Source organism: Streptomyces sp. NBC_00386 (assembly GCF_036063235.1).
In the GTDB taxonomy this organism is placed as follows: Bacteria; Actinomycetota; Actinomycetes; order Streptomycetales; family Streptomycetaceae; genus Streptomyces.
In genome coordinates this window covers 9,206,438-9,225,320 of sequence record NZ_CP107950.1, presented here as the reverse complement: position 1 = coordinate 9,225,320, position 18,883 = coordinate 9,206,438, and the positions used below count along the sequence as shown (strand labels likewise).

At 67.9% G+C, this 18,883-nt stretch carries 18 protein-coding genes and 2 pseudogenes; 10 read left to right on the top strand and 10 right to left on the bottom strand.

The genetic code is table 11. The features are described from left to right. The first annotated feature begins 215 nt into the window (after positions 1-215). Positions 216-695, top strand: a complete 480-nt coding sequence (locus tag OG780_RS40390; protein WP_328456789.1) for an NUDIX hydrolase — start codon at positions 216-218, stop codon at positions 693-695. A 142-nt stretch (positions 696-837) separates the two neighbouring features. Here OG780_RS40390 and OG780_RS40385 read toward each other — a convergent pair whose 3' ends face one another. Both OG780_RS40385 and OG780_RS40380 read right to left on the bottom strand, forming a co-directional pair. Next, positions 838-1,176: a thioredoxin family protein gene (locus OG780_RS40385; protein WP_328456787.1), complete on the bottom strand. Its 339-nt coding sequence runs from the start codon at positions 1,174-1,176 to the stop codon at positions 838-840. A gap of 370 nt (positions 1,177-1,546) precedes the next feature. Next, positions 1,547-2,833, bottom strand: a complete 1,287-nt coding sequence (locus OG780_RS40380; protein WP_328456785.1) for a tetratricopeptide repeat protein — start codon at positions 2,831-2,833, stop codon at positions 1,547-1,549. Positions 2,834-3,108: 275 nt separating this feature from the next. Between OG780_RS40380 and OG780_RS40375 the strand changes: the two genes are divergently transcribed. Then, the gene (locus OG780_RS40375; RefSeq protein WP_328458715.1) at positions 3,109-3,771 is read left to right on the top strand and encodes a lysophospholipid acyltransferase family protein; all 663 of its coding nucleotides are present in this window, start codon (positions 3,109-3,111) and stop codon (positions 3,769-3,771) included. 96 nt (positions 3,772-3,867) lie between these two features. On the opposite strand, the gene OG780_RS40370 is transcribed toward OG780_RS40375, so the two are convergent. Further along, entirely contained in the window at positions 3,868-4,329 is a 462-nt protein-coding gene (locus OG780_RS40370) for a hypothetical protein (protein WP_328456783.1), read from the bottom strand. Between the two features lie 662 nt (positions 4,330-4,991). Further along, entirely contained in the window at positions 4,992-6,767 is a 1,776-nt protein-coding gene (locus OG780_RS40365; RefSeq protein WP_328456781.1) for a serine/threonine-protein kinase, read from the bottom strand. A 310-nt stretch (positions 6,768-7,077) separates the two neighbouring features. On the opposite strand from OG780_RS40365, the gene OG780_RS40360 reads away from it, so the two are divergent. The 3 genes and pseudogenes from OG780_RS40360 (at position 7,078) to OG780_RS40350 (ending at position 8,303) form a co-directional block, all read left to right on the top strand. Beyond that, complete coding sequence (locus OG780_RS40360) at positions 7,078-7,371, top strand: hypothetical protein (protein WP_328456779.1); 294 nt, start codon at positions 7,078-7,080, stop codon at positions 7,369-7,371. 48 nt (positions 7,372-7,419) lie between these two features. Beyond that, positions 7,420-7,662: pseudogene (locus OG780_RS40355) on the top strand (alpha/beta hydrolase); the annotation flags it as partial. 173 nt (positions 7,663-7,835) lie between these two features. After that, on the top strand, positions 7,836-8,303 hold the full coding sequence (locus tag OG780_RS40350) for an HIT family protein (protein WP_328456777.1): 468 nt from the start codon (positions 7,836-7,838) through the stop codon (positions 8,301-8,303). 161 nt (positions 8,304-8,464) lie between these two features. Here the strand turns inward: OG780_RS40350 and OG780_RS40345 are convergent, their stop codons facing one another. From OG780_RS40345 to OG780_RS40335, 3 genes and pseudogenes are all read right to left on the bottom strand, one after another. Continuing rightward, on the bottom strand, positions 8,465-8,920 hold the full coding sequence (locus OG780_RS40345; protein WP_328458713.1) for a VOC family protein: 456 nt from the start codon (positions 8,918-8,920) through the stop codon (positions 8,465-8,467). Positions 8,921-9,022: 102 nt separating this feature from the next. After that, positions 9,023-9,806 (bottom strand): annotated as a pseudogene (locus OG780_RS40340) (IS5 family transposase); the annotation flags it as partial. Between the two features lie 624 nt (positions 9,807-10,430). Beyond that, positions 10,431-12,116, bottom strand: a complete 1,686-nt coding sequence (locus OG780_RS40335) for a ribonuclease J (RefSeq protein WP_328456775.1) — start codon at positions 12,114-12,116, stop codon at positions 10,431-10,433. 60 nt (positions 12,117-12,176) lie between these two features. Between OG780_RS40335 and OG780_RS40330 the strand changes: the two genes are divergently transcribed. Continuing rightward, positions 12,177-12,494, top strand: coding sequence for a MerR family transcriptional regulator (locus OG780_RS40330; protein WP_328458711.1), 318 nt, complete (start codon positions 12,177-12,179; stop codon positions 12,492-12,494). Here the strand turns inward: OG780_RS40330 and OG780_RS40325 are convergent. After that, positions 12,491-12,742 (bottom strand): hypothetical protein, encoded by a 252-nt coding sequence (locus OG780_RS40325; protein WP_328456773.1) that lies wholly within the window; start codon positions 12,740-12,742, stop codon positions 12,491-12,493. The two genes, OG780_RS40330 and OG780_RS40325, sit on opposite strands and share 4 nt — an antisense overlap. A gap of 210 nt (positions 12,743-12,952) precedes the next feature. On the opposite strand from OG780_RS40325, the gene OG780_RS40320 reads away from it, so the two are divergent. Further along, positions 12,953-13,105 (top strand): hypothetical protein, encoded by a 153-nt coding sequence (locus OG780_RS40320; RefSeq protein WP_328456771.1) that lies wholly within the window; start codon positions 12,953-12,955, stop codon positions 13,103-13,105. A gap of 163 nt (positions 13,106-13,268) precedes the next feature. On the opposite strand, the gene snpA is transcribed toward OG780_RS40320, so the two are convergent. Next, a complete protein-coding gene (gene snpA, locus OG780_RS40315; RefSeq protein WP_328456769.1) occupies positions 13,269-13,964 on the bottom strand; it encodes a snapalysin in 696 nt (231 codons plus the stop codon). A gap of 186 nt (positions 13,965-14,150) precedes the next feature. Here snpA and OG780_RS40310 point away from each other — a divergent pair, with 186 nt between their 5' ends. After that, the gene (locus OG780_RS40310; protein WP_328456767.1) at positions 14,151-15,188 is read left to right on the top strand and encodes a LysR family transcriptional regulator; all 1,038 of its coding nucleotides are present in this window, start codon (positions 14,151-14,153) and stop codon (positions 15,186-15,188) included. Positions 15,189-15,561: 373 nt separating this feature from the next. On the opposite strand, the gene OG780_RS40305 is transcribed toward OG780_RS40310, so the two are convergent. Further along, positions 15,562-16,161, bottom strand: coding sequence for a hypothetical protein (locus tag OG780_RS40305; RefSeq protein ID WP_328456765.1), 600 nt, complete (start codon positions 16,159-16,161; stop codon positions 15,562-15,564). Positions 16,162-16,887: 726 nt separating this feature from the next. On the opposite strand from OG780_RS40305, the gene OG780_RS40300 reads away from it, so the two are divergent. Then, positions 16,888-17,346, top strand: coding sequence for a hypothetical protein (locus OG780_RS40300; protein WP_328456763.1), 459 nt, complete (start codon positions 16,888-16,890; stop codon positions 17,344-17,346). 450 nt (positions 17,347-17,796) lie between these two features. Further along, complete coding sequence (locus OG780_RS40295; RefSeq protein ID WP_328456761.1) at positions 17,797-18,840, top strand: hypothetical protein; 1,044 nt, start codon at positions 17,797-17,799, stop codon at positions 18,838-18,840. The last annotated feature ends 43 nt before the right edge of the window (positions 18,841-18,883 follow it).

Sequence of the window (18,883 nt, the reverse complement as noted above, 5' to 3'; positions counted from 1 at the left end):
CAGCAGCCGCGCCCGAAGGCCCGCGCGTGGTGAGTCGCAGCAGGCCAGGGGTTCTGCCGACAGACTCAGCCAGCCGGTGCAAGGAGATCTCCTCGCACCGGCAGTGAGGTCTCCCGCAGGGGCGATGTCCCTCGACTGCCCCACCCGCGTCGCGGCCGTTCGTCCGTCATGACCGGATCGGGCTTTCACGGCGATGAACTGGGAATCATAGCGAGGTGCCCCCTTCTCATGTCCCGCCTCTCGCAGTCGACGGTCGCGGCAATTTCCTGGTCTCCTTCGCACGCGGGACCGAAGACGCGCCACCGTGTGACGCGCCGCTGCCGGCGGCGTTGGTCGCCATCTGGCACGCCGACCGTGTCCTCATGGTCTTCGATCGATTCCGCCAGGCGTGGGAACTGCCCGGCGGCCGCATAGAGGAAGGCGAATCCCTTCGGCAGGCGGCCGCGCGCGAGTTGCTGGAGGAGAGCGGCCAGGTACCCGACGGACCGTTACGGTTCATCGGCTACGCGGGCTTCGTACTCGCACCCGACCAACGAGCCGAGAACCTGGCGTTGTTCACAGGCCGCACCACCGATGTCCGGGGCTTCCAGGCCACCGAAGAGATCGTGGCCATCCGTTGGTGGAACCTCCGGGAAGTCCTCCCGGGACGTGTTCAACCCCTGGACACCTACCTCGCCCGACTCACGAGAGAGTAGGGCTCTGGCCCCTCCGACAATCCACCGTGCCGTTAGAACTCAAGCCAAGGTTCCGGTGTCCACGAGCCGGCCCGAGAAGCATGGGGTGTCGGGGGTGGTGGGCCAGGGTGCGACGTCGCGGCCGCAGTGCAGCGGCCGCCACTCAGAGGTGGCCGTCCAGGAACTTCCGTACCTCGGCGATGGTCATGGGCCCCGTGCCTTGCGCCACCGCCTCGCCCTCCTTCAGCAGGACGTAGGACGGGGCTCCGGTGACCCCGTATCGCTCGGTTGCGGCCGGACAGCGCGTGATGTCGGTGCGGACTGCCGTCAGGCGACCCGCGTATTCGTCGGCGACAGCACCCACGACGAGGTCCATCGCCCGGCAGGGCTCGATCGCCTTGGGCCATGTCCCGGTGAAGTAGGCGAGGACCGGGGTTTTGCTCATCCCGAGGATGAAATCGAACTCCGCGTCCTCACGGGGTTGGTGAACCCGCCTCACCATGGGATCTCCTGACTTCGCGTTCCGTCATTCCGTCCCCATCATCCCCCGGTGTCGCGGGCCCGTCGTCAGCGCGGTGCATCGGTCGGCAGCCTCTTGGGCGGGGGGCGTCTCCCGTGGGACGGCTGTCAGGGTCAGGCCGCGGACAGCAAGCGTCAGCACCCGGCCTGAGCGCATCCGCGCGGGTCGGCCGTGTTCGGAGTGGGCGGGCGCGCTCGGGGACCGCGAACCGGACCGGCGAACTCTCGTACCACGCCTGCGACCTGATGGGGCTGCGCCCGGAGGTCGCCGACGGGCTCCCGGCAGCACTCGGCCTCCGGCCGTGTGCGTCGAGAACTGTCCGAATACCATGCCCACTTGCCCCTGAGACAGGTCAGTTCGGGGCGCTCCCGGCAGTTGCGTACAGGTCATGAGCTTCACGGAGCGCCTCACCTGCCGCCGAGTTGGCGCCGGTGACCAGGTGGCCTATGGCTTGGTCGGTCAGAGATCGGATCAAGCGTCGACGGCTGCTGTCCGGACGGGCGGTGGCAAGCCGGCGCTCGAGGACGACGCTTTCACCCAGGGTCGGCATGACCTTCTCGATGAACTGCTGCGGAACGCAGTTGAACGCGACCGATTGGCGTATGTTCCGGCGGCGCAGCAGGGTCCCGAGCTCGGCCAACTGTGTGGGATCGAGTGCCGACAGGTCCCCTGTCGTGGAAATCGCGTCATCGATGGCCTCGCGTCCCGCGCGGTAGCTCTGCCGGACGCTGAAGGCCCACCAATCAAAGCTGACGCCGAGGACCGGCTGGAGAGCCTGGGGATCTGGGCTGACGCCGATCGGGACGGCCCTGCCGTCGGTGGTCCGCTCGTCTCCGGCGCCGGACCTGGCGAACAACGCGGCCTGGACGCCTTGATTGAATCCGAAGTTCCCGCGGTCGCCTCCGGGTGGAAGCAGGTCGCAGACGGCGATGGCTTCGTTCAGGAGTTCTCCGGCTTCCTGTGGATGCCCGGTGTCGGCGAACCGGTGCGAGACCCCCGCGAGCCAGATCACCAGTCCGGTCCGGCGCCGTGGTTCGGCTGCGGCCATGCGGCGCTTGAGCTGGAGCGCCTCGCGTTCGGTCTCGAGGCTCGCGTCGGTCTGTCCCGCCAGATCGAGGTAGACCGCCAGATCCAGGAGTGACCACACGACGCCGTCAGGTGAGGGGTAGCCCGCCGGGCCCTCCGTTGCGCGGTAGATGTCGACCACCTCGCGTTGAGCGGCCACGGCCCGCTCGAACCGACCTGCTTCGGCAAGGCCGTGCGCGAACGCGCCGAGGATTTTGATCTCCTTGTTTCCGTCCTGACGGTGACGGTTCAACTGCCGGGCAAGCGCCGCTGCCTCGGTCTTTGCCGCCAAGGAACGATCATCGGCATGCACAAGCGAGTAGTGCAGGCCGAGGTAGGAGATTGCGTGCATCGCGGCTGCGAGGTGTTCTTCTGAACCGCCGGCGAGAAGGTCCCGATAGATTGCCGCGGCCTCCTCGAAGAACGGGATGCGCGCAGATAGCCTCTCGCGATCGATGCGCCATCCGAACTCCACCAGGCGCCGAGCGAGCACCGGCAGCCCGGTGCCCGGCTCCTCGCGGGCCGATGACCGTGCCTCGGCGATCGACTCCTCGGTGACCGGCTCACTCCTCATCGAAGCCCTCCTTCGCTGTTGTGCACCTGGTGATCAGGTAATCCTGCGGATGCGCCGGCTGTCCCGACAACTCCCTGAAGGCGAGCCCAGCGGGACGCAGAACGTCCCGGCGGGCCTGGTGACCGTGACTGCCGGACGTGTCGATCATGCCGGTCACGCGGTTCACGCCGGAGGGAAGTATCTGAAGGCCGTCAAGATGAGTACGAGGACTCAGGCCGTGGCGTCGTCCAGGAGCGAGGATGAGGATCAACGCCGTCCAGACCGGGAGACCTTTCGTGCTCAGCCGCACCGCCGACTTGCTGGTGCCCGCGTTCGGGCGTCTGTCGGTGACCACCGACGCATCCGCCGAGCTTGAGCCCGGCAGCATCATCGCCGCCAATCACACCTCGCTCGCGGACCCCGTCGTCGTGGTCGCCGCTCTGTACCGCCTTGGCATCGAACCGGTCATCATGGCGGCAGCAGGCCTGTGGCGGATCCCGGTGCTTGGCCGCATCCTCGTCAGCGAAGGACACATCCCCGTGCACCGGGGCGGTCCGCGGGCCGCGGCCGCCCTCGATCTGGCCGCGGAAGCCCTTCAGCAGGGGCGCCACCTCCTCATCTACGCCGAAGGGGGTCTCCCCCGCCGCAAGGACTCCGCGGAGGGTGCCCCAGGCCAGTTCCGCAGCGGCTTGGCCCGGCTCGCCGAGCACACCGGCGCTCGTGTCATACCCGTAGGCCAGGCCGGCGCCCGGCGGATGGTCTCAGGCGGTGTGGTCAAGCAGCTCGCCGGTCTTGCGACGGCACCGGTGCGCCGTCCTCAGCTGCATGTCCACGTGGGCACGCCGCTGGTCCTGTCCGGCGACCGAGCCGCGCGTACAGCAGGTGCCAGAGCCGCGGTGACCGCAGCCTGGCGGACAGCCGCCGCGCACCTGGGCGAGCCGGCCACGCTCGCCGCATAGCTCTCACCGACTGGTGTGATGCCGGACTGCGGCCCCTTCATGGTCAGGACCGCTCCATTGGAGGCGGAGGAAGCGGCCGACAGTCAGCCGCTGATGTCAGAAGGCGTCCATGTCCCCTGGGCCTGCGACGCATTGCCCGGTCTCGTCCACTACGTAGATGACGTCACGGGTGCTCACGTTGTCCGGGTCCTCCGTCCTGCCGGGCTCGGGGTCGATGAACGGGCAGACCGACTCCACGCCTCGGACGACAATCCTGTACGTCACAGGCCACAGGCGTTCTTCGGTCCACCCGAAGTACATGCCGCCGCTCTCGCCCGGTGTTCGGTCAGGATCCCCCTCGACCACGACACCGCGCTCTCCGCACAGCGGACAACCGACCACGAGGGCATCCCACGCCGACTCATTGACCACTCGCACCGGCAGTCCTTCATCGTCGGTACCGCCGCACCCCGTGACGGAGACGGCAGCGATACCCAGCGCGGCCAGCAGCGAAATAGGCGGTCGCTTCCTGTTCCACCACAACGCGGCGTTGGGACTGCCTGACCTCAAAAGTCGCATGCCCGGACTCCCCCGTGATCATGGTCGTGTCAGGATCATCGCAGGTCATAGGCATGATCGGCAACGGTTCAGGGCGCTGACCACCGGGACCTGTGCGCCGTGCGGGTTCGGGCCCCTTCACGGGAGAGCCAAGGCCGCGAAGGGCCGCAGGTTCCCCTCAGCCACCTACGATGTGGGCATGCCATCGCCTGGGGCCGCTCCGGAAGGCCGCCGCGGGGAAACGAGGTCGACCGACCTGGTGCCCGCACGAACGGATCGGATCATCAGGGCACTGTCGTGGGGGTGGGCGTCTGCGCCCCTCATCACGTTCGCCCCGGCGATCGCGCATGCGATGGGGTTGCCGGACGTACGACGAGAGATCGGCTGGGTGTTCGGCCTGACGGGGCTGTTCACTGTCGCCCTCGCGCCGGCAGCGGGATTCGTGGTGGCTCGGGTCAGCAACCGGCGACAGGCACGCGGACGATTCCTGGTCATGGCCGCGGTGTCCACTCCGCCGATTCTCTGCCTCTTGTTTTTCGGAGTGCTGTTCCCCGAGTGCCCGGACGGATACCACTGCTGAGGGCTGCCTCGTAACCGCTGGTCGCAGGTGGGATCGTCTTGGGGTGTCTGCCGTGATCACGGCTCGGAACCGACCTGGAAGTCTTGTTCCGGGACAGCCGCCGCTACTTCCGCACCCACTCCCCCGGTTCGGCGTCCACAGCCATGCTGAACTGCAGCAGATGACCGTTGCGGTCGAGGATGAAGAAGATCGAGTCGGGCTGACGGCAGTCCTTGCCCGCGTCCGCGGCGTACATCGCCGGACTCAGCGCCAGCACGGGGGACACGGCGCCGACGGTGAAGGTGTTGTCGCAGTTCTCCGAGCCGTCCTCCGCGGCACCCGTCTCCCAGATCTGCACCAGGCGGCCGCTGGCCGGTCCTTGAGAGATCCGGAGCATCCCCTTGTCCCGGTTGCCCTCGATCGCCGGCACCCAGACGCCGACGTATTCGTCCGGCACCGCTTTCCTGCCTTCGGTCGACCGGTAGAGCTCGGCCGTCACGTCGCCGGACTTCCACACCAGCACGTCCCGCGACCGTACGGTGAGGGTTTGCCGGGACAGCGGCTTGCAACGCCCCTGCGGTACCTCCGCCGTCACCTGACCCCTGTCGACGACCAGCGAGTCGGCATCGGCGGAGACCAGCTTGGCGCGCCCGGTGCACTGCGCGGATCCGGCGGTGTCGATGTAGGCGGCGACCTTGTCGCCCTGCCGGCCCGTCGAGATGTCCAGGCGCAGCACCCGCCTCGGATAGTCGACATCGCCCTTGAGTACGCCTTCCCAGGCGCCGACGAAATCCTTCGCAACGCCCGGCCCGGTACTCCGCGACGCCGCCCCTGCGGCGGCCGAACCGGTCGCGGAGGGCTTCCCGTCCGCCCCGGGATCCGCGTCACCGTTGTAGTGGAGCGCCAGCGCCGTGCCGGTGGCCACCGCGGCGAGTGCCAGCACTCCCGCGAGCAGTGGCTTCCACCGCCGCCCGGACCGTTCCAGCGCCGGTGAACCCTGCGGCGGTGTCTCCGCGTTGAGCAGCCTGGCGGCGAGCCTGCCGAGATCGGCCAGCAGTTCCGCGGGCAGCCAGGGGGCGGCCACGTCGGTGCGGGTGTGGGCGGCGATCTGCTCGGCGGTGGGCCGCCTCTGCGGGTCCTTGGCCAGGCAGGAGGCGACCAGGCCGGCCAGGGTGTGCGGCACCCCGGCGAGGTCCGGTTCCTCCTCGGCAATTCGGAACATCAGCGCGTGCAGGCCCACTTCGGCGGAGCCGAACGGCAGCCGCCCCGTCGCCGCGTACACCAGCACCGACCCGAGACTGAACACGTCCGAGGCAGGCGTCACCCGCTGCCCGCGCACCTGCTCCGGCGACATGAAAGCCGGCGAGCCGATCACCAGTCCGGTGGAGGTCCGCACACTGCCCGCCATGGTGTCGAGCGCCCGCGCGATGCCGAAGTCGATGATGCGCGGTCCGTCGACGGTCAGCAGAATGTTCGACGGCTTCAGGTCACGGTGCACCAGGCCCGCGCCGTGGATGGCGCGCAGCGCCCGGGCGAGGCGCCCGGCCAGGCAATGCAGTGTGTCCTCGGGCAGCGGCCCGTAGTCCGATTCGACGACCTGCTGCAGAGAGGGACCGGGCACGTACTCCGTGGCCACCCAGGGTGCGGTGGCCACGGTGTCGGCACCGAGCACAGGCGCCGTCCACTCACCGCCCACCCTTCGCAGCGCGGCCACTTCCTGGTGGAACCGGGCCCGGAACTCGGGCTCTTCGGCCAGCTCCGCCTTGACCACCTTCACCGCCGCGGCCCGCCCGCCGGCGGAACGTCCCAGGAAGACCTGCCCCATACCACCGGCACCCAGCCTGCCGATCAGCGTGAAGTCCCCGATCTGCCGGGGATCCCCCGGTTCCAGGACATGCATCAGTGCCCCGCTCTCCCCGTACGTCAATGCGCTCCGCGCGGCGGCGACATTACCGGTTCGAACAGCACACTGCGGTGGGGCGCGTTGCCGGTGCCCGTACCGGGTTCGAGTTCCGCGTCCAGCAGTTCAGGGTCAAAGCCGTGGCTGGGCCATTCGGCTGCCGTCGTCCGGCGTCCCCGTGGATCTCGATGACGTTGCCACGGAAGCGTGCCGGTGCCCGCATGGGGCGGCGTCGGACGCCTGCCGTGAAAGGACCGGGCATGTACAAATCGGTGCGCATCCGGTGGGCACCTGGACGTATGCCAGGACGGTGGCGGACACGATCAACAGCCTCTACATCGTCCACCCCGGATGGACCCAACTCGCCGTCAGGCTCCAGGAGCTGTGGCAGGGCAGAGAGCCGCAGCCCGCCGCGCCGGACACGTCACCCCTCCCCTACCCGATCCCGTACCTGGGCGAGGAGCAGGCCGGGGCCGTGTTCTGCGGAGACAGCCCCAACCCGCGTGATCCCCAGGTCTACCACCGGCTCGAAGAGGCGAGTGCGGCCCGGACAGGCGACGCCGGGCGCTACTGGACCTGGGCCGCCGAGCCGTGTGCCACCTGACCGGCGACAGCCGCCAACCGCCACACCGGCCCGTGGAACAAGCCCACGTCCAAGCCCATCCTCGTCGTCGGCACCGCCTACGGCCCCTCCATCCCCTACCGCGACGCGCAGGCCATTGCCGGGGAACTGGCCGACGCCCGTCTGCTCACCAACACCGGCTACGGGCACACCGCACTGCTCAACCCCAGCACCTGCATCAACGCACACGAGAGCCGCTACTTCATCGACGGCACCCTCCCGCGCCCCGGAACGAGATGCGCCCAGGACGCTCCGCCCTTCTCCGCGCCCTGACACACACGGGACGCCTCCGGGAGAACGAGCCGGTCCGTGCCCGGAAGGGCGGCGCGGACCGGCTCAGGGACGCGGTGGCAGCGCGAACTCCTTCGGGAAAGAGCCCTCCTGACGTGACTGCCGATGAAGACCGACAGGCGTTTCGCCATGCGACAGTTCTACGATCACGGTTCATGACGACTCCCGACTGCTTTGCATGTGGCCAGGAAGCGGGGTTCGACGACCTTCCGCCACGCGAGTGCGTGACATATGACCAGCACTGGCGGGTGGCCCACGCCTTCAACACCGCGCTGCCGGGCTGGCTGGTGCTCCTTCCTCGACGCCACGTCGCCGCGGTTCATGACCTCACCGACGACGAGGCATCTTCCCTGGGGACGTGGCAGGTGAAGCTTTCCCGAGCCCTCCGAACCATGACTGGTTGCGCGAAGACCTACGTCATCCAATTCGCCGAGGCCGAAGGATTCGCGCACGTGCACTTCCACATCGTTCCGCGCGCGGAGGATCTGCGGCCGGAGCATTGCGGGCCGGGCATTTTCGAGCTGCTTCGACGACCGGAGACAGAGCGTGTATCGGCCGACCAGGCAGACCGGATTGCCCACTCCCTCCGATCCCAATTCCAAGATCACCCGAACCCTCGGTAGGCGGCGTGGACCGTGTCGCGCACGCAAGCGAGAGCGACCGGTCGGTTTCAGAGGCAACCTGCCGTCGCGAGCCGCTACGACAAGGTCGCGGTCTACTGCGAAGTGACCGTCCTCGTCGCAGTGTTCAGCAGCTGGCCGTGAGCAGCCTGACCGAACGGCTCCTAGACAACGTCGAATTCGTTGCCTTCGGGGTCCTGCAGCTGGACGGCGTAGTGCCCCATGTCCGGCGCATCCGTGATCCGGAGCACAGTGGCGCCGGCTTTGACGAGTCTGTCCACTGTGGCGGTGACCCGCTGCGTGCGGACCGCCAACGGGACGTCGCGCCCGCCGCCGACCTTCAGGTCGAGATGTATGCGGTTCTTGGTGGCTTTGGGTTCTGGAACCTGCTGGAACCACACCCGGGGCCCTTGTCCTGCGGGATCGACGATCGACTCCGGGACGTCGCCCGCACCCGCCGGAAGCTCCTCCGCGGGCACGCCCATGGCTGCCCAGTACTCCCGCCACGTGGCATGGTCACCCGGCGGGGGTTCGGGTACGTATCCCAGAGCCTCGCTCCAGAACGCCACCATCCTCGGCGGGTCGGCACAGTCGATCGTCAGTAGCAGCGTCATCTCCATATCCAGAGCCTGACAGACGCCTCTGACATTCACGCCGGACCGGCCCCACCAAGCACGCGGACGCCGGCCGCTGTTCGAAACTGCTGACACCGTGTCCTGCATGGTCAGCTTGAGGAAGCGCTTGTAGCAGCAGATGGCGGCGGCGAGACCAAGGAAGGCCCGGTAGTTGCGGGGGTGGCGCTCGTAACGAGGGGACAGGCGGCGGTATCCGGTGAGCCAGGAGATCGTGCGCTCGATGACCCACCGCCGGCGGCCCAGGCGTTCGCTTGAGTCGATTCCCTTGCGTGCGATGCGGATGTCAATGTGCTGGCTGTGTAGCCATTTCCTCAGGTCAGGGAGGTCGTAGGCCTTGTCGGCGTGGAGTCGCTCGGGCTTGGAATACTCGCTGTGGGATCCGTGTCCTACGTGGAGATGGGCGACCATCGGCTTCAGCCCGAGGCTGTCGTGAGTGTTCCCTGCGGAGAGGCCGACGCGTAGAGGCAGTCCGTTCGCGTCGGACAGGACATGCGTCTTGGAACCGGGCTTGCCCCGGTCCACGGGAGACGGACCTGCAAGTTCGCCCCCTTTTAGCGCGGACATGAGCGGAGTCCAGTACCGCCCGGGACAGGTCGACCAGGCCCTGGCCGTAGAGCATCTCGAGCACCTTCTGGTGCAGCCGCCCCCAGACGCCGGCTCGCGACCAGATCAGGAACCGGCGGTGCACTGTCGACTTCGACGCCCCGAAACACGGAGGCAAGGTCCGCCAGGCACAGCCGCTGACCAGGACGTAGACGATCGCCGCGAACACCGCCTCATCATCGATGTTGGCCACCCCGCCGCCCTGCGGACGCACGCGTGCCGACGGCAGCAACGGCTTCACGATCTCCCACGATCCGTCCGGCACGATCCATCCCCCCGTCCACTCCCCATGACCCGGCCAACGGCCAACTGACCATGTAGGACACGGTGTAAGTCGACGGCCTCTTCAAGCACTCGAACTCGCGATGGCCTTGGCGTCCTCAGCCGCAGGGGCATTGAGCAGCAGGCGCTGACCCAGTCCACAAAAGGGGGCGTCATCAGCCTGGGTGCGACGCCGCCCGACAGCAACGCCTGCACCTGGTCGACTGGCGCAGGGGCGCCTGGTGGTACGCACGCCTGTACGGCACGAGCGATCTGCTGTGAACCCGGCTCGAAACACCCCTCGTCCGCTCCCCTCGCCCAGAAGTTGGACTGTGGGCGGATGGCTGCCGAGTGCGGCCCGTGCCACCCCGTTAACGACTCCCACTGAGCGAATAGATGTGCCGGGCCCACCGGGACCCGGCACACACTCGAGTGAGATCCGTACGAACGAGTTCCGCCGCCGTGCCGCGCCCGCCAGGATGGAGCGGGTGGCAATGTCACCCTTCGCTGCCCGAGCGCCATCGGCTGCGACCGGCTGCGTGGCGACTCCTCGGGCGGCTGCTGCCTGCCGTGCCCGGCTTCGATACTCGCGAGGCCGGGCACGGCAGTCAGGGGGCCGTGCTGCCGGGGCTCAGGCGTCGATGATGACGGGGATGATGAGGGGCCTGCGGCGGTAGGTGCGAAACGCCCAGTTCGCCACGGCGCGGGCGATGAGCTGTTCGAGTTGGACCGCGTTCCCGACGCCTTCGTCGGCGGCGGTGGCTAGGGTCTTCTCGATGACGGGGATGACCGGCTCGAAGGTGGTGTCGTCATGGGCGAAGCCGCGGGCCAGGAAGTCGGGGGCTTCGGCGAGGGCGCCGGTGTCGGCGTCGACGATCGCCACCACCGTGACCACACCCTCTTCCCCAAGCGTGCGGCGGTCCTTGAGGGAGGCTTCGGTGACGCCTCCGACCTCCATCCCGTCCACGTAGACGTAGCCTGCGGGAACCTTCCCGGTGATGGACGCGCGGCCGTCGACGAGGTCGACGACGACGCCGTCCTCGGCGATGACGACCCGGTCCGGGTCGACACCGGTACGGATGGCGAGGTCGCCGTTGGCCTGCAGATGGCGCCATTCGCCGTGCACAGGCATGACATTGCGGGGTTTGACGATGTTGTAGCAGTAGACGAGTTCGCCGGCGCTGGCGTGCCCGGAGACGTGGACCTTGGCGTTGCCCTTGTGGACCACGTGGGCGCCCCACCGGGTAAGCCCGTTGATGACGCGGTAGATGGCGCTCTCGTTGCCGGGGATGAGGGAGCTGGCGAGCAGGACGGTGTCGCCCTTGCCGATACGGATCTGGTGGTCGCGGTTGGCCATCCGTGACAGCGCGGCCATCGGTTCGCCCTGGGAGCCGGTGCACACCAGAGTGATCTTGTGGTCCGGGAGCTTCTCCAGCTCCTTCGTGCTCACGACCAGACCGGAGGGGACCTTCAGATAGCCCAGGTCACGGGCGATTCCCATGTTGCGGACCATCGACCGGCCGACGAAGGCGACCTTGCGGCCGTGCTGGTGGGCGGCGTCCAGGACCTGTTGGATGCGGTGCACATGGCTGGCGAAGCTGGAGACGATGACCCGGCGCGGCGCGGTGCGCAGCACCTGCTCGATCGCCGGGTTCAGCTCACGCTCGGAGGTGGTGAAGCCGGGTACTTCGGCGTTGGTGGAGTCGGTGAGGAACAGGTCCACGCCCTCCTCGCCGAGGCGGGCGAAGGCACGCAGATCGGTGATGCGGTCGTCGAGAGGGAACTGGTCCATCTTGAAGTCGCCGGTGTGCAGCACCATCCCGGCGCCGGTGCGGATCGCGACCGCGAGGCCGTCCGGGATGGAGTGGTTGACCGCCACGAACTCGCAGTCGAAGGGCCCGAAGCTGCGCCGGTCGCCCTCCCGCACGCGCACCGTGCGCGGCCGGATGCCGTGTTCCTTGAGCTTGGCCTCCAGGAACGCCAGCGTCAGCTTGGAGGCGACGATGGGAATGTCGGACCGCTCGCGCAGCAGGTAGGGCACGCCGCCGATGTGGTCCTCGTGGCCATGGGTGAGGACCACGGCCACGATGTCGTCCAGCCGGTCCCGGATGGAGGTGAAGTCCGGAAGGATTACGTCTACGCCGGGCTGGGTCTCTTCGGGGAACAGCACGCCGCAGTCGACGATGAGCAGCTTGCCGGCGTGCTCGAAGACGGTCATGTTGCGGCCGATCTCGCCCAGGCCGCCCAGGGCGATGACCCGCAGCCCTCCTTCAGGAAGGGGCGGAGCGGCTTTCAGCTCGGGGTGTGGATGACTCATGCCTGGACGTTACCCGGAGAGTGGGACGAGGTGATCCATTGCCTGGGCGATCTCTTCCTCCTGCCGAGCGGATCGAGCGGTGCCGGCAGCAGGCCAACGACCGCCTCACCAGCCGCCTGCGGCACCACCCAGGGCTTCCTCCGCGCGATCGGCGAAGCCCTCCTGATCACCTCGCTGCGCTCCGCGGGCGGCCACCGCCGCTACTCCCGTTACCAGCTGCGCATCGCGGCCCGCGCCCGTGAGCTCGTGGACCGGGGCACTCCGATCGAGGCCGCGTGCCGCATCATCATCCTCGAGGACCAGCTCGAAGAGGCCCAGCAGCTGAACGCCGCATACCGCCGTGAGACCGGAACGGCGGACTCGACGATTGCTGTTTAGGGAGCGGTCTGCGGCGAGCTGGAGGCGTCAGCCATCTGCTGCTCGTGGTGGTGCTTGAGCGCGTCACGGGCCGCGAGGAGGTCGGCCGGGGCGAGGCTGGTCCAGTACGCGTACGTGACGATCGTCCCGGCGAGTTCGACTTCCCGCTCCCGTAGCCGGGCGATCTCCGCCGCGTCCTGGGGATCCCAGCCGGGGGGAGGAGGGCCGGGACGACTTCCGCCAGGCGTTCTCGTGCGTCTCCCACGCATCCAGCAGGTCGGCCGACCACGCCAGCCCGTCACACGGGTGAGGGCCCGATACCGGTGCGTGGAGTCCGGTCCCTCCGACCGCACGCCTTTCAAGAATGGGATTCCTGATCCGGCCCGCGATGACCTGCTCAACGATTTCCATCACCTGCAGACACGCACTGGACGTACTTCGTCTGCCGCCCTTCCTGGACACGGGAAAACGAAAACGAGGTGGCACTCCTGGAGGGTGTCGTCACGCTCGCCCGTCACTTCGGCGCTAACGAGGTGCTGCGCAAGAGCGGGCAGTACGGGCCGCGGGTCGAGGTCCCCGAGAGCGCTGACGTACAGACTCGTCTGCTCGCCTTCATCGGACGTCAGCCCTGAGCGACGCGTCCGGCCGGATCACCGCCCGGACGCGTCGTGTCCCGGTCGGGCCACGCCCGCACCCGGACGAACCCGGTATGGGCCGTGGCGTCACACCACGGCCCATACCGGCTCGACTCGAGTGTGCGGCGCGCAGCGCTCGACACACGTGCAGGACGCTGGGTCAGCGCGCCTTCTCCAGCTTGGCGAGGGCCTTCGCGAGGCCGTTGACCCAGAGCTGGTTCACGCGGGAGCGCTCGGCCGTGTTCGGGTAGCGGTTGGTGCAGGACGTGCCCGGGCCGCCGCCCGACATCAGCTCGCTGCACGGACCGCTGTAGTGGTCCGGCAGACCCAGCACGTGACCGGTCTCGTGGGCGGTGACGCGGATCGAGTCGTACTGCCGGTTCTGCGCGTAGTCGAGGAAGATGTAGCCGCTGCCGTGGCCGTCCGTGGAGGCGTACGATCCGCGCGAGTCGTTGCCCTCGTAGTAGGTGAAGTCCGCACCGCTCGAGGTCGCCTGGAGCTTGACGTTCGACACGGAGCTGTTCCAGATCGAGGCGGAACTCGATATCTGGGAGCGGAAAGTCGGCGCCTGGGAGGCGTTGTAGTAGACGGTCACCGACTGCACGGAGGGGTTGGCCGCCTGCTTCTTGGCGACCGACTTCAGGACGGCGTCGAAGAACGCCTTGTTGCCGGCGGTGTCTTCGGCCGAGCCGGCGTACCGGGCCGTCGCGGCGGAGGCGGAACCGGCCGGGGCGGAGTCCGCCGACTTGGCGCTCGCCGGGACCGCGGTGCCCAGCGCTGCGGATGCCAGACCGAGGCCGAGCGTGAGAGCCAGAAGCCTCCTGGAGGCCTTCGACTTCATGCGGGAGGACAGCATGGGGGTGCTCCTACTCGTTCGTGTGGGGTGGTGAACGATTGGTTCAGCAGGAGTCTCGGGGAGGCCAAGGGGGCGGCGGATGATGGCATTCGGGGATAGCGCGGAGCTATCGGGGAGCCGACTCGTCAGGCTTCGTCGCGTTTTGAACATCTGGTGCGCCGCTCCGCGTCGCCCTACCCTTCCGGCATGGAGCTCGAGGTGAGGCACTTACGTGCCCTGTGCGCCATCGCCGACACGGGCAGCCTGCACAAGGCGGCCCGTGAGCTCGGGGTGGCACAGCCCTCGTTGAGCACCCAACTGCGCCGCATCGAGCAGGCACTCGGCGCGCAGCTATTCGTCCGCGCGGGCACGGGCTGCCGCCCCACACCCCTGGGCCACGCGGTGCTGAGCCGTGCCAGGCCTCTCGTCGCCGAACTCGCCGCGATCGTCACGGAGACGAGGGCGGCGGTGGCCCGGGCCACGGATGAGTACACACTGCGGATCGGTGCCACGGCCAGCCGTGCCCTGCCCGGCTGGCTGCGCCGACTGCGCGCCCGTGTTCCCCGCACCGAACCCACACTCCGGATGGACGTCTCCGCGAACTCCCTGCTGCGCATGGTCGCCGGGGGGTGGCTCGAACTGGCCTTCGTGCATGAGGTCGAGGGCAGTCCCCTGTGCATCCCGTCCGGGCTCTGTCTGCGCGTCCTGGTCGAACGCGAACCGCAGTTCGTCACGCTCGCCACCGACCACCCGGCTGCGGAACGTTCCGAGGTGCGGCTCGCCGACCTGGCCGACAACCACTGGATGGTGGACTCCACGGTCGACGGCGAGTGGGACGCGCTCTGCCGTGTCCTGCGGGACGCGGGGCTCGAGCCCGACATGCTGCACGGCGACTACCTCACGGCGTACTCGCTGGCCGCCACCGGCGAAGTCGTCACGGTCAGCCAGCCCACCGCCCGCCCGCGATCCGATGTCGTCGTCCGGCCCCTGCAGGGCGACCCGATAGGAGTACGACTGCTGCTCGCCGCCCGGTCGGAGGCCGAACTCGATCTCGGATACGACGAGTTGGTGGACGCCTACTGGGAGGCGGCCCGTCAGGCACCGGCCTACCGTGAATGGCTGAAGCGTTCGGGTACGCCGGAGGCCACGCGAGTCCTGTGTGAACCCGGGACCGCCGACACGCGGAAGACGCCCGAGCGGGTGCTCACGACGGACGGTACCGGCATGGGCAAAGTCGTGCGGTGACTGGGTGGGTCCGGGCTCGTGATCAGTCTTTGCGCATCAGGAGATGGTCCGACGGGTCTGATGCACGATTGGGTGAGGTTGACCTGCCCCACGGTTTGGGTTCCAGCTGCGGTGGCTGACTGGCGGCGGGGATACCGGCCGATCAGCCCCCGAGAGCCAGGCAGTTTCGCCCGGCGCGCCCTGCTCCCACGCGAAGCCGACGCGCCTGATCGGCGAATACGCGGAATGCTCCGCAACCTATGCGGGTCACGCGGGGCGGGGCGCCGGCACCAATGCCCCGTCCCGCCCCGAGCCGATTGGCTCATGCTGCGTGCAGAAATCGGACTGTGAGAGATCGCAGCCGTCGGCGTACCTTCTCCGGGCTGCTGTCAGCTCAGATCGTCGGCGTGTCGTCGATGGCCTCCTGGTGCGGTTCGACGATGAACTTCCAGCCGACGCTGGGCTCCATGAACCGCACTCGGGTGGGGTAGATGTCCAAGGCGCGGCGGTCGCGGTTCTGGCCGCTCGTGCCCTTTCGCCCGCGGGCCGGCTCTTCGTACAGGTCGACCTTGACGTCCGGCACCGCCACGACTTCCTCGTTCCAGCGCTGAACGATTCCCGCGCCGAACGCTTCCCTTGCTGCGGTGTAGAGCGACTCCAGAGATTCCTTGTTCCCGTTGGGCACGAAGAGAGCGAGGTTCAGGAGGACGCCAGCACTCTGGAGAACCTCGATTTCTTCCCCAGCCTCGTCGGCAACCCAGATCCCACGCTCTTCAACGTTGTTCGGAAGAACATGAATTTCCTTACCGAAAATTGTCCTTGCGATGAAGGATCCTCCATCGAAATACTTTCCCGGCTTCGTGAGGAAGGCCGGAGCGTAGCAGTCGAGAGAAAGATCGTCCAGCTCTGCCGAGACGAAGATCTCCTCCTGGAGACCCAATTCTGAAACTTCCTCGGCTGTAAGACGTCGAGCCGTAACCTTTTCGGTGTTCACGCTATTTCTCCTTCTTCGTATGGCCATGGACAGTCCGAAGATCCGCTGCTCGCGGCTTGGCCACGGCTCCACCCGTAGGCCTGGGTTGGGGCCGAGGCGAGTGGTGCCGACGGCCGAGCGCGTTGCTTGAGATCGCCGCTCCGGACAAGATCCCAGACACGGGACCCGGGCGGCAAATCTTCATGGGGAAAGGCGAAGGTGACAGCATCGCGTCCGGACACCGTGGGCTTCCCGACCCGCTCCTCCGGTCAGGACGCCCGCCCGCGTAGACCTGTTGAGCTGTATCGGTTTGCAGGTATTGATTTTTCGACGTGGATGTGTCAACACGTGGAGTTTTGATAACGGCCGGTTGGTTTGCGTGAGCAGTTCCAGCGCCGACATCAGGTGATTGCCCTTTGGTGGTGGCGGTTGTTGGTCACGCGGGCCACCGCTCAAGCTGGTGTCGGCTTTGCGGCAGTGAGGGTGTGTCAGCCGCACTTGAGTGGGCGAATTGTGTTCCTGCTGGTTGTCGGCCTGTGGCTGGGGGCTTGTCACTGACGCGGTGGTGGTACCTCGCGACCTCGCGGCTGTCGAGGGGCGGCACCATCCCCAGTTGGCTCACTGTCACGAAGCCGGCACATCGCCTGCGGGGCTGAAGTCGTCGTTCTGTGAGGGTGTTTCAGTAATGGCATTCACAGGCGGCGGTATGTCCACGAATAGGCAGTTGTGCCGGAAAGATCGATTACCGTGAGCGTACCCATCTGGCCGAGTGCCACCAGCTATCCGTGCAGGTCTCTCGCGCCGGCCCCAGGTTGTCGGGCCCGTCTGGGCAGCCTGCCGAGCTGCCCGTTCAGTGGCAGCAGATCGTCCATGCTCGGCTGCTTCTCCGAGCCGAGAAGCGCAGGCAGCATCACCGGCGTCTCCCTGAAGGAAGGACTCGCCCACCGCTCCGAACAGCGCGGCGGCCACCTCACTCTCTCTGGCCGCACGGCGCAGCCGCTCGCGTCGGCCGCGGCGCGGATCGCCCGGGAGATGATCCGCGCGTCCCCGCTGCGCGACGGATGGACACTCCTGCACGCCTCCGCCGTCGTCCGCGACGACCGGGCCCTGCTCGCCTTCGACCCCAAGGATGCGGGCAAGCCACTACAGCCCCGCTGCCGGCCCATCGCGGCTCCCAGCTCCTCGCTAACGACCGGGTGTTCGTGAAGGTCGTCGGTGACGAGCTGCGCGTCCCGCCCTGGCCGTCGCCGGGGCCGAGCCGTCAGACGTGACTGATGCTGTTCGTGCCACAACGGCCCTACCTCAGCGACAAGTTCAGCGATCACCGTCGGCGACAACCCGGTGATCCGGTACTCCGCCACGATCAACTCACGTGCCCCAGCCCCCGTCACGCTCAGTTCAACGAGCCAACTGGGCACCGAGCCACGGTCAACCGTGCACGAGGTCGCCAGCGCCACCTTCACGTATCCAGCACATCTCCTGCGGATCCCATCCTTCAGGCCTGGCGTTGACCAGGCAGTCTCTTGAATGCTAAAAGATCTTTCACACACTTTCTTTACATGGCTGATACACCTTTGGGGGCTCCCCGCGAGTCCCCCGATCTGGTGTGCCGGTCATCGAACGGCGGGGGTATCGATGGAGAATTGCCCAGGCTGCGTGACGGCCGCCACCGAGGCGCGCTTCTTCTGTCGCCAGTGCGGCACACCTGTCCAGGCCCAGGCACCGACAACGTCGGCGCCCGCGCCGCAGCACGCACCACCCCCGCCGGCCACCGCGCCCACCCTCGCCTTCGCACCCGTGTTCCCCGTAGCACCGGCTGCTCCCGTCGACGCGCCCGCCCCGGTTGCCGCGCCGCCACAGCTCGCCGCACCCACCTTGGCGGCCCCGGAGTTCACCCCGCCCACCCTGACGGTCCCGCAGTTCACCCCGGCATCAGCAGCAACCCCGCCCGCCTCCGCCCGTAAGCGACTGTGGGCAGCCGGCGGTGTCGCGGGGGTGGTAGCCGCGGCACTCGTCGCCGGCTACCTGCTGGGCAACGGCGGCACGACAGGATCCGTACGGACACCGGACACGGACGCGCGTGCCGACGTGGCGTCACCGTCGGCCGCTCCCGAGGCGAGCACACTGCAGGACGGCGCGGACACCGACACCGGGGACGATACGTCCGCGTCGGACGGCACCGATGAAGAGGTGTTGCTCGCGGACAGCACGTTCGATCCCGGCTACGTCTTCTTCCCGCCGTCCGCGAGCTCGGACTGTGTCCTGCCCAAGAGGAAGGACACCACAGGCCAGTACTTCACTTACGAGCCCGAGAACGCGACGGACAAGCTGGACGACACGGCCTGGCGGTGCGGGCACAGGACCGGTCGGTTGTCACTGGACCTGGGCGGTCCCACGCGGCTGACCAACGTCGGCCTGGTTCCCGGCTACACGAAGACCGACCCCGACGGGACGAACTGGTTCTACGAGAACCTGACCGTGACGAAGGCGAAGTGGACGTTCTACCTGCACGGACAGGTGGTCGCCCAGTACACCGAGGTGATCGACGAGCCCGAAGAGGCGATGGAGTGGATCACCTTGCCGTCAGCCGTCACCGCGGACAGCGCGAGCCTCGACGTCGTCGAGACGGGCAACCCCGACGCCCGCTTCCCGTACATCGCGATCAGCGGCATCGGACTGGCGGACGACAACAACGTCTGAGCCCCATCCACCCTCCGAACCATGACAAGGAACACCAGAACAA

What these genes read in the sequence shown, in the direction of transcription:
- OG780_RS40385 (WP_328456787.1), bottom strand. Translation starts at nt 1,176, where the DNA reads ATGGTGAGGCGGGTTCACCAACCCCGTGAGGACGCGGAGTTCGATTTC.
- OG780_RS40370 (WP_328456783.1), bottom strand. Translation starts at nt 4,329, where the DNA reads ATGCGACTTTTGAGGTCAGGCAGTCCCAACGCCGCGTTGTGGTGGAAC.
- OG780_RS40345 (WP_328458713.1), bottom strand. Translation starts at nt 8,920, where the DNA reads ATGGAGATGACGCTGCTACTGACGATCGACTGTGCCGACCCGCCGAGG.
- snpA (WP_328456769.1), bottom strand. Translation starts at nt 13,964, where the DNA reads ATGCTGTCCTCCCGCATGAAGTCGAAGGCCTCCAGGAGGCTTCTGGCT.
- OG780_RS40350 (WP_328456777.1), top strand. Translation starts at nt 7,836, where the DNA reads ATGACGACTCCCGACTGCTTTGCATGTGGCCAGGAAGCGGGGTTCGAC.
- OG780_RS40310 (WP_328456767.1), top strand. Translation starts at nt 14,151, where the DNA reads ATGGAGCTCGAGGTGAGGCACTTACGTGCCCTGTGCGCCATCGCCGAC.
- OG780_RS40380 (WP_328456785.1), bottom strand. Translation starts at nt 2,833, where the DNA reads ATGAGGAGTGAGCCGGTCACCGAGGAGTCGATCGCCGAGGCACGGTCA.
- OG780_RS40335 (WP_328456775.1), bottom strand. Translation starts at nt 12,116, where the DNA reads ATGAGTCATCCACACCCCGAGCTGAAAGCCGCTCCGCCCCTTCCTGAA.
- OG780_RS40325 (WP_328456773.1), bottom strand. Translation starts at nt 12,742, where the DNA reads ATGCGTGGGAGACGCACGAGAACGCCTGGCGGAAGTCGTCCCGGCCCT.
- OG780_RS40365 (WP_328456781.1), bottom strand. Translation starts at nt 6,767, where the DNA reads ATGCATGTCCTGGAACCGGGGGATCCCCGGCAGATCGGGGACTTCACG.